7 protein-coding genes are annotated in these 10,133 nt (G+C 56.8%); 4 read left to right on the forward strand and 3 right to left on the reverse strand.

Annotation, left to right across the window (positions count from 1 at the left end; translation table 11 throughout):
* The first annotated feature begins 23 nt into the window (after window positions 1-23).
* From Z052_RS00705 to Z052_RS00720, 4 genes are all read left to right on the forward strand, one after another.
* Window positions 24-317, forward strand: coding sequence for a MarR family transcriptional regulator (locus tag Z052_RS00705; protein WP_241897862.1), 294 nt, complete (start codon window positions 24-26; stop codon window positions 315-317).
* Between the two features lie 659 nt (window positions 318-976).
* Entirely contained in the window at window positions 977-1,951 is a 975-nt protein-coding gene (locus tag Z052_RS00710) for a deoxyhypusine synthase (protein ID WP_099288508.1), read from the forward strand.
* A 227-nt stretch (window positions 1,952-2,178) separates the two neighbouring features.
* Window positions 2,179-2,931 (forward strand): hypothetical protein, encoded by a 753-nt coding sequence (locus tag Z052_RS00715; RefSeq protein WP_144049940.1) that lies wholly within the window; start codon window positions 2,179-2,181, stop codon window positions 2,929-2,931.
* Window positions 2,932-3,144: 213 nt separating this feature from the next.
* On the forward strand, window positions 3,145-3,378 hold the full coding sequence (locus tag Z052_RS00720; protein ID WP_099288512.1) for a hypothetical protein: 234 nt from the start codon (window positions 3,145-3,147) through the stop codon (window positions 3,376-3,378).
* 41 nt (window positions 3,379-3,419) lie between these two features.
* Here the strand turns inward: Z052_RS00720 and Z052_RS00725 are convergent, their stop codons facing one another.
* The 3 genes from Z052_RS00725 to Z052_RS00735 are packed head-to-tail and all read right to left on the reverse strand — an operon-like array spanning window position 3,420 to window position 10,012.
* On the reverse strand, window positions 3,420-6,326 hold the full coding sequence (locus Z052_RS00725) for a helicase-related protein (protein ID WP_099288514.1): 2,907 nt from the start codon (window positions 6,324-6,326) through the stop codon (window positions 3,420-3,422).
* A 6-nt stretch (window positions 6,327-6,332) separates the two neighbouring features.
* Window positions 6,333-8,498 carry a BREX-5 system phosphatase PglZ gene (pglZ, locus tag Z052_RS00730; protein WP_099288516.1) on the reverse strand — a complete coding sequence of 722 codons (2,166 nt, stop codon included), beginning with the start codon at window positions 8,496-8,498 and terminating at the stop codon, window positions 6,333-6,335.
* Between the two features lie 2 nt (window positions 8,499-8,500).
* Complete coding sequence (locus tag Z052_RS00735) at window positions 8,501-10,012, reverse strand: hypothetical protein (RefSeq protein ID WP_241897861.1); 1,512 nt, start codon at window positions 10,010-10,012, stop codon at window positions 8,501-8,503.
* Window positions 10,013-10,133 lie beyond the last annotated feature (121 nt).

Consider the following 10,133-nt stretch of genomic DNA (forward strand, 5'->3'; position numbering starts at 1 on the left):
GAACTTTTAGCTATCAGTATGAACTGGTCCGTGAGACGGGTGGGATTCACCAGAGCGACTTTTGGAAAGAGCTGGGTGTCTCTTCGCGAAAAGGAAGCCGACTAGTCGAAGCGCTTGAGAGTGCCGAGCTGATTCAGCGTGAAGAAGCGGTGTACGAAGGTCAACGAACCTACTATCTCGAACCAACAGCATCTGATCGTGACTTTTCACTGCTGATGGCAGGTGACATGCTCTCGCCATTCGTCGGTGAGGAAGATGTCAATCCGCAGGCAGACGCCTTCTCCCAATGGCTGATGAACATCACGTACGAGGAATAGTAACTCTGCTCTTGAGGGCTTCTGAGGGCTCTTAGTCACCCAATCTCATACGTTTGTATTGGCATCTCTCGCATAGGGAGTTCGCTGATTATACCGATAATCTGCATAAGAGCGAGATCGCTCACTCTCATGGAGAACTGCTGAGAAGGCCCACTGCCAATGGAGTCTATTATTTCACTTGAAGCAGTGGTGTGTGGGTTCAATACTGCCCCTCCACTGTTTCCGGAGCTTTCGTTGACGAGCAATCGTGGGAACTCGCACACCACCATGTCCGGAGCTATTTACTAGAGAACAAGGGACTACTGTTGTGTTGAAATCCGACTTTCCAGACATTCTCGTGTGAAACAGCCGGTCGACGAGGGCTGCGAACTGATCGGCCCGCGCAGTCCCAGAGGGATCTTTGAGCCGATGTGTTATTCAGGTTGTACACTTAAAAACAGGCATGATCGGTACAGGAACCCTTATTATCGCAATTACGTTCACCGTTGTGATGATGCTGACTTTAGCTATGCTGCTACGATTGCTGAAGAATTCTCGTGGGCTGTGAGTCCCCTGTACTGACCGGTTTAGAGTGTAAAACTCTCAACTGCTGAGGGTTTCATCAACGGCTTGGAGACCGATTCCGAGTTCTTCAAACCGGCGTCAGATTATCCAGTAGTATGGACAAAGATGACTCTCACAGCGACGTCGTTCCTGGGAGTGATAAGGAACCTGACACGCCGGATGTTCGTGGCTACGACTTTCGTGGAGAATTTGATTTTGACGAGATGCTCGACGCCTATGGGACAACGGGGTTCCAGGCGACGCAGCTCGCAGAGGCAATCGACATCGCCGAACGTATGCAGGAGGCGGACGCCACTGTCTACCTCACGTTCACGTCAAACATCATCTCGTCGGGGCTGCGCGAGACCGTCGCATATCTCGTTCGAGAGGGGTATGTGGACGTAGTTATTACGACGTCTGGATCGCTGACCGAGGACGTGATCAAGACGGCAAAGCCATTCAAGATGGGAAAATGGGACGCAGACGAGGCATCGCTCCGTGAGCGTGGGATCAATCGGCTCGGGAATCTCTTCGTTCCTTCTGACCGGTATGTGTGGTTGGAGGAGTATCTGTATGATTTCTTTGAGGACTTTTTCGCAGAGGAGAAAGTGAGAACACCGACGTCGTTCGCACGCGAGTTAGGTGAAACTCTTGAGGATGAGGATTCGGTTCTGAAGCAGGCCGCGGACAACGACGTACCGGTGTACTGTCCAGCGTTGACGGACTCCGAGGTCGGGAACTTCCTCTACTATTATCGTCAAGGGTACGATTCAGAAGTGGGTATTGAGATTTTGGATGACTATGACTCGCTAATTGAAGATGGGCTGCTGGCGGACTCGACGGGGCTCATCGCGGTGGGGGGTGGAGTACCGAAACACCATGCAATCATGACGAACCTCTTTCGAGGAGGAGCGGATTACGTAGTGTATATTTCAACGGGGATGGAGGGTGATGGGTCATTATCGGGTGCACCGCCAAACGAGGCGGTTTCTTGGGGGAAGATCAAAGAAAACCAGACGAACTACACACAAGTGGAAGCAGAGGCCACACTTGTCTTCCCACTGCTTGTGGCGAAAGCGTTCAAACAATAACCTCTCACACGCCCGTTGCGGGTCTGCTATGATATCGAGTGGCGGGGATTAGCGCAATAATCACGAGCAACATCTACCCAGCACTCACGGAAGACAAAATAGAACATCCGCTCTTCAGTAGGGAGACCATTAGATCCATCTTCCAGTCGTATTTGAAATGACGATGATTTGCTACTTAAATAACAGCCGAAAGTTTAGGTGAGATGAACAACTCATTTAGGCAAAGTGTGGGCGTTGTAAGCGCGATCGCTTCGAATCCGGTTGTCTCTGGCATCTTAGTCACAGCGGTGAGCGGCATAATCATCAAACTCTACCAGAGGCGACAAAGCCGGAGACAGCGAGCACGCGAGTGGTACGAGACCTCACTTGGAATGCTCGGTCGATTACAGCAGGCTGCTCACCGGGCCACAGAGTATCAGAACGAACCCGATTACGACTCACTCCGTGAAAGATTAGAACCGCTCGCCGAAGAGATGATCGAGCACGCCAACTCCGCCCCATCCAAGGTGAGCGAACCGGCCCGGATTGATATGGCCACTCTCTCTGCCTTCGCAACAGGACTCGTGATTATCAGCGAACAGTCAGAGAGGATGGATGTGTTTGAGCTGTATGAAACCGTTCAGGGACGAGCCCGTGAGAGGTATGAAGGCGAGTATGATATGGACGATGTGAATGAGATTTTCGGCCCGTTCGGAATTGATGAGTTTGTTAGGAAAACGCACAAAGATGTCGAGATGGACCAGGAGAAAGCGGACGAATTCATGTCGACCTTCTCGCAGGAGTCTATCGAAGCCGGACGTCCAACAACCGTTGAGGAGGCCCTGAACATGCCGATCGGAGATGTTGATGAGATAGTGAGCGACGAGGAGTATCTGGAGTCGATGCTTGAGGACACGCTTGAGGCCTACGTTCGCACGACCCTGCTCAATGTCACCGAGGACGTCCACGGAACGATGGAAGCGAAAAAAGAAGCGGTTTGATCCGCAATGATTTGTGCCGTTACATCCCAATCCAAGAACAAAGACAAGTGAAAGGTTGTGATGAAGCCGTCAGGCGCCTCTGCGGAAGGTAAATAAGTTCCTTGACGAGATGTAATTAAACTGTGACAGTCCGAGAGCAGTGACTTCGCGGGCTGATTTTCAGGGCCAGAGCAACACGGAACAATCAACTGTCGCCCTTCTGACTCCACGAATATGCCAGACGATAGAACTGAGGGCGTAGTCGTCCATCTTGTGGATAAGCACGGCGGGGGAGAGATCGAGCGCAAATACGACGGTTGGGAGATTGTGGACGAGGGATGGGTCCGGTGCATCGGACCGTCACATGGCGGCGAACTTGACAGCGGTCACGTCCCAGTGGCGTACTACCCACCCGAGCGTGTGGTCTCCGTCGACGTTTACGAGAGGCCCTCGCGAAAGTCGATCTGACGCGCCGGCAGCGAAGCGCTCCCGTCCAGCTCAGGAATCGATTAGACCGGGAGAGCAAAGCAAACGTTCTCTACCTCTGGCGCAAGTGAGATGACCCGAGCCTTCCGCTGCAATTCTCGACGACGATCTTCAATACGTTCCTCAAGCTTGTTGAGCCGTTCCTGCTGTCCTCGGATTGCGATGTCCATATTCGACCCGGCCTCTGCTTTCCGCTCATAACTCTCGATGAACTCCTCGATCCGCTGTCGTTCAGCTTCCGCATACTCTTCGAGGTCATCCAGTTCTTGCTGGGTCTCCTCTCGGCGGCGCTCGTGTAGTTCTTCCCGCAAGGACGTGACCTGCTGGCTGATGTACCGGTCAGCGGCTTCTCGCAGCTGATCCTGACTCTGTATCAGCGATCGCACCCGGTCAGCGTCGGGCGATCCTTTGATACTGTCACCCTGAACAACACGCTGGCCCATCCGCTGCCGGGGGTCATGATGGCGGTCATCGACATACACCGGGATCATATCTTCCCGGATGACCTCGCCTGTCCCGTCCTCGAACGTCACGCGGTAGTTGTATGTAATCCCCGACTCATCGACGAACGGGAGAAGCTTCATCCCAACATCACCGTGCTCACTATCCAGGATTTGCTGCATAAGCCGCTGTACTAGGTCATCGTCGGGCGAGACGTAGTCGATACCATCATGGTCCATCGCGAAATCTCGGCTGAACGTGAACGGACCATACTCTTCGTCCGGCCCCTGCCGAAGTGAGCGAGGTAGCTGGGCCCTGTAGAGATTGTTCCCGGCTTTCTCGACGTCGCCACCAAGCGCCTCGACACCGCGTTCAACGAACTCGTGGATGTCGGCCTCCGTCCCGTAGACATCCTCGGACTCGTCCATTACCTCCTGAATCTTCTCTCGGCTCTCTTGGTCGAACGTACTCGTATCGATAAGGCTGCGTTCGTACCACTCCTGGAGCGTGCGTTGGCGCTCGTCGATGAGCTCCTCGAGTTCTTCCTTTGTTGCGCTCGCAGGCTCCTCGTTCTGGATGGATTCCATGATGAGCGAGTCGACGTTAATGTCGTCGAGCATCCCGAGGACGTCGGCCGTGTTGCCGAGTTTGCCGCGGATGTTCTCGACTTTGTTCTGGAGCATGTCGAAGATCTCGCCCTCGCGAGTATCCTCGAACGTGAAGTTCCAGACCTTGACTTCCTTGTCTTGGCCATAGCGGTGGAGCCGGCCGATGCGTTGCTCGAGGCGGTTCGGGTTCCACGGCAGCTCGTAGTTCACCATGATGTGGCAGCTATGTTGGAGGTCGATGCCCTCGCTGGCCGCGTCAGTCGCAAACAGCAGGCGGGACTGGCCGTGGTTGAACTCCTCCTCGATTCGGGCGCGTTCCTCTTTATCAACGCTACCATCGATAACGAGGATCTCGTCGGCCCACGGCTCATCTTTTACTAGCTCAAGCAGATAGTCGAGCGTGTCAGTATACTCTGTGAACAGCAGGAGTTTCTCGTCAGGTTGCTCCTCGAGCAACTGTTGAATGTAGCGGCGCACCTTCTGGGCCTTCGAGTCGACGGAGATGCCCTCGGCCAGCGAGACGAGATCGCGCAGGGTTTCGATCTCTTCCTCAAGCTGCGCATCGCTTTCGGTGATGGTCAGCGCGGAGAGTTCCTCCTCGGCTCGTTGTTTGTCCTCCTCGTCGAGATCTTCGCCGTCGAGATACGCAGAGGCCTCTTCCGAGAGACTAGTGGAGCTTGACTGTTCATCGACGAGATCGCCTAAGCGACGGCTCAGTGTCGCTTTGATGGCGCCGATACTGCTGACAAGGCGTTTCTGCATCAGCGCCATCGCGAACCCGACCGCTGGCTCATTCAGCTTCTCGGAGCGATTGTAGATGTTCTGGACGTAGTCAGTAACGGCCCGGTAGAACTGCCGCTCATCGTGGGTCATCTCTACGGGAACCGTGTTGACCTCACGGTCGGGGAAAATGCGTTCGCCGTCATCGTCGTACAGCGTCTGCTTCCCGCGACGAATCATCACCCGATCGACGGTATCGTTTGAAAGGTCTTGGTCCTCGGCGACGAGGAAGGGGTCGATATACTCCACGAGCGAGCGGAAGGCTTCTCCCTTCCCATCGTGTGGCGTCGCGCTGAGCAGCAGCAGGGAGTCGGAGTTGTCGGCGACCCGTTCGACCATCTTCGACGTCTTGCTGGGCGATTCGCCCCGCTTGGCGGCCTTGTGTGCCTCGTCGACTATCACGGCGTCCCAGAACGCTTCCTCGAGGGCTGGTTGAAACTCGTCCTGTCGGAGGAAGGCCTGACTCGTGACCATCTGTTGATTGTCTTGGTCCCAGATGTTGGCCTCCTCGCCGAGTCGGCGGCGTTCGCCCTCGACCCACTGGCGGTCGGCCGGCGTGAGGTCGATGTCGAAGAAGCGGTCCATGTCCCGAATCCACTTCTTCTGGAGGTGGGCAGGGACGACGAACAGGACGCGGTCGGCACGATTTCGGGCGGTGAGTTCCTTGAGGATGAGCCCCGCTTCGATGGTCTTCCCGAGGCCGACGTCGTCAGCGATTAGCGCGCGTTGGCGGAGCTTCTGCATCACCCAGTTGACCGCGGCGAGCTGGTACGGTTCGAGGCGAACGAGCGAGTTCGAGATGCTCAGCAACTGGCCTTGTTCGTGGGCGATCTGAAGCTGGAGGGCTTGCGAACGCAGGTCGAACCACTCGGCCGAGACCGCCTCGTGGTCGGGATGGAGCTGTTCGGCTACCGCTGGAGTCAGCTTCCCAAGCTGATCACTTTTTTCCCCAATCTCGACGTCGTCGATACAGACGGTCTTCACGCCAGTATTCTCGACGTACGCCCGGAGGTAATCGAGGTCACCTACTGAATATGTCCTGATGACCTCAGCAGTGGTTCCATTGAGGAATATCGCGTCGCCGGGCTTGAAGTCATTCATGGGTAGTCACTCCTGCGTAATCGTGACGAAATTCAGTACGAACTCCTGGGGGAGGACACCACCGTGGTAGAAGCGGGCGTCCGGCAGTCCCTGATTGCGGAAGCGCTGGATTGGGTCCGCGAGGACGCTAATCTTCGTATCGTCGTCGAGGTAGCCGAGGTGAGCGTTCTCGTCGAGGAGGACGCCGGGCGTATCCCCGTCGAGATCAGCGCCGGCGACCCACCGGCGGGTCACTTTTTCGGCTTCATCTGGTGGGTGGATGTCGTCGATGTCGACGTTCTGTGGGAGGGAGACGAAGCCGTGATCAGCGAGGATGTACGCTCGGTCCCACTCACCCTGATCGATTTTCTCGCAGATGATGTCCGATATTTTCTCGATACGATCGCTGAACACGGCCTCGAAGTCGGTCAGTTCCTCCTCGCCCGCCTTATCGAGGTCGTTCCAGTAGTAGGCGACACGGGTGCTACTCCACCCCGATGCGTCGTCCTCGCTCTGCATGATGTAACTCCAACCGTCGTCCTTCAGCATCTTCTCGCGCTGGTAGTTACTAATCGTCCGCCCGTTGCGTTCAGGGACGAGTTCCCCATCGTCGAGTTCGATGTTGAAGCTGAACTTGCTGCCCGGTGTGAGCGCTGCCTTCCCGAATTCGGTGTCCGAGGGGAGCGTCCCGACCCAGGCGGTCTCGTCGACTTCGAGGCTGGGAAGGTCGCGGCGGACCGATTCGGCCAGCTCGTGTGCGAGGTCGAAGCGAAGCGCGTCGACGATGAATAACGCGACGCTCTGGCCACTCTGGAGGTGTTCTTGCTCCTGGTCGAAGAACTGGTGAGCATAGTTTTCACCGACAAACGGCGAGCCATCCTCGATTTGGTCAACAACGAGATCACCGAGGTCGCTGAGGTAGTCGAGATACCGCGACTCAGTCAGCGACGTGCGTAAGTCGTCGAGCGTCGCCGTCGCAGGGTGCTCTTCGGGGAGGTCATTCTCGGGCTCGCCCGAGATGATGAGATTGTACACGGCGTTGTCGATCTGCCAGGTCCCCTCATCGACGTCGCCGTAGAGGTCGACGACGTCGGTCGTGTCGCCGCGTTCCTCCCACGTCTCGAGTTCGTGTGCCAGTTTGGCGACTTCGACGGCCTGTTCCCAGACGCGCGTCCACGGGACGTCGCCGTAGGTCGTTTCGAGACGCTGGTGGCGGGTGGATGCTCGAGTTGCGCACGTCTCGTAGTCGCCATCGTGGAATGACTGCGTCCATTCGTCCCAGAGTTCGTGTTCGAGCGAGGCGTCGACGGGACAATCGGCGAGTTCCCACGGGTCGTCGTAGGTTCGCAGGACATCGTGCCAGAAGCGGGCGTCAGGGTCGAGGTAGACGTGCGCCAGTTCCTCGGCACGCTCGGAATCGACCTTGCTCAGCAGCGACTGAAGTTCGGGCCGGGAGATTCCCAGTCCAGAACTGGGTTCAGGTCGGTACTCGGCGTCGAGGAGCGACTTATCGAGCCCTTCTTCGACGAGCCACTCGGCGACTGCCCACCGTCGTGTGCGCGTCACGAGCGCGTTCTCGTCGGTCACTCCCTCGACGGCCGTGACACCGTCGTCGACGAGGAGATCGCGAATCTTCAGGAGGTCATCGGTATCGTCAGGAAGGTTCTCGGCGCCGTGTTCGAGCACGAACTGGACTGGATCGTCGTGCCCGTCGAGGACGATTTTCGTTTGGAGCCCCTGGAGTGTCGGCAGACCGCCCTCGCCGTTGAGTTCCCGGAAGAGCGTCTTCGCGACCTGCTCGCGGTCGTTTTCGTCGGCGTCTTCGTAGGCCGTGCGGATCGAGGCGGCTTGGATGCGGTCGTTTTCGAAGCAGCGTGCCGCAAGTTTACCGATGTGCTGTTCGACGACACCACCCGTGTTCTCGACGTCTTTGAACCAGTCCACGTCGTCACCGTGCGCCTGCGGGACGTACCAGACGGTTCGGTTGCGTGGCGCGTCGGCGCGGAGCTCTAGCGGTGTCTGCTCAGCTGCGTGGAACCCACAGCCGACCGAGTGGCTCACGCTCTCGACGATGTCACGAAGGTATCCACCGTCGTCCCACCAGAGTACGACCGGATCTTCGTCGGCCGCCTCGGCAATAGCAGTCTCGACGGCATCTTCGGCGCACTGTGGGAGGGTTTTCGTCGCGGGCATGGTTACAGCACCTGGTCGTCAACGGTTTTCGGGACGATCTCGGCGTCAGCAAGCGGCGTGATGTTGATTTCGACACCGTGTTTCCGGTTGGGGTGATAGCCGGCGGTCGTGATTTCCGAGAGGGCGCGGTCGGCCCAGTCCGACGGAACCTGCTTATCGACGGCTTGACAGCGGTCGTCGATTTCCTCTGCCAGCGCCTTGAACTCGGCCAACGGCGGGAGGTCAGCCACGCTCTCGATCTCCTCGTCGTCGGCGACCATCGCCTCTAGGTACTCTCGGTCGACGACGCTCGGGTCGTCGAGGCCGGTCGCGAGCGAGGCGAGCAGGCGTTCGTCCTCGGTCAGATTGTCGTGCGGGTTTCCGTCTTCATCGAGAAGGGCGGCGCCCTCGCGCTCGAAGTAGTAGGTCATGAAGAGAATACCCGTACTGGAGTAGTGGTCCGAGCCCTTGAGTCGCCGGTTGAAGTAACCGAACAGGTCGGCGAGGTGTGCTTCTACAGGCTCGTTGGTTGGCTTGGCGTATGCTTCACAGGTACCTTCGAGTTCCGTAAGCGCGTCGAACCACTCGTCGCGCCACTCGTCGACAGTTTCCCAGAATGTCTCCGAAAAGGTATCCTTGAACCACGCCGAGTCCTTGCGTTCGTACAGTTCCGCGAGCGTCTCTACGCGCTCTTGGGTCTCCTCACGGAAGGCGGCGACTTTCGGGGATAGTTCCTCAACGCATCGGCGGTCCTCTTCGTCGAAGTTACGTTCGTCAGTGCTGCTCAGGTCCTGAATCACGTCCTCGAAGACACTAATCTGGTTGAGCTTGTTCGCGCAGCGCTCGTAAAGCTCGGCGGCCTCGGCTTGCTCACTCGCGGAGAGAGAATTATCGCTCCGCCGGCGGTTCGCAGCGCTACGGCGCTCACGCAGTTCGGCTTTTTGCGGCTCAAGATACTGGTTTGCGATTCGGTCGAACAGTCCGGCGTCGATGCTATGATAATCGACGAAACACCCAAACCCTTCGCCGGTCGAATCCGCGAGAAGTCGCTCGGTGGTGAGCTTCCAGACGATGGGCGTGTTCTCCATTATATCGACGTGATAGTCCAACAAGTCGTCCTCTATGAACGTTCGGAGGTTGGGATAAGCCTCCTCGGTGGCGGACTCGGCGCCGAGGATGTTATCAACCTCGATCAGGCGGTCCTCCACAGACTCACCGTAAGCGTCCTCGAAGCGCTCGACAATACGCTCGAGCATGTCGGCCTGGCCGTTAGTACCGTGGAGGGGAATGATGCCGTCGGGTTCGGTGCGGACTGCTTCCATCGCGAAGTGGTGGACGAGGTCTTTGACCTGTTTGTCTATGTTTTCGGGGGTTGGGGGGACTGATTCTGGGTCAGGAACTTTGCGGTCCTCGGGAGATTCGGAGGTCCGAAGGAAAATTTCAGATTTTACTTTTTGCTGAGTCTCTCCTGATATTTTAAGGGAATCATATATGATGTCGTTTATTTCAGAAGCTAGCTCCTCTAGCTTTGCCATCTTTCGATATTCCTCTTTATTAGCATCCCGAACCGCTTCAGATATTTTTAATTCGGGAGATGGACCTTCTAGACCGATATTTTCGCTAATGTTAAGATTGTTCGCTCTTATGTAGAACTAC

Origin of the sequence: Halorubrum sp. C191 (assembly GCF_002727095.1) — an archaeon.
Classification (GTDB): Archaea; Halobacteriota; Halobacteria; order Halobacteriales; family Haloferacaceae; genus Halorubrum; species Halorubrum ezzemoulense.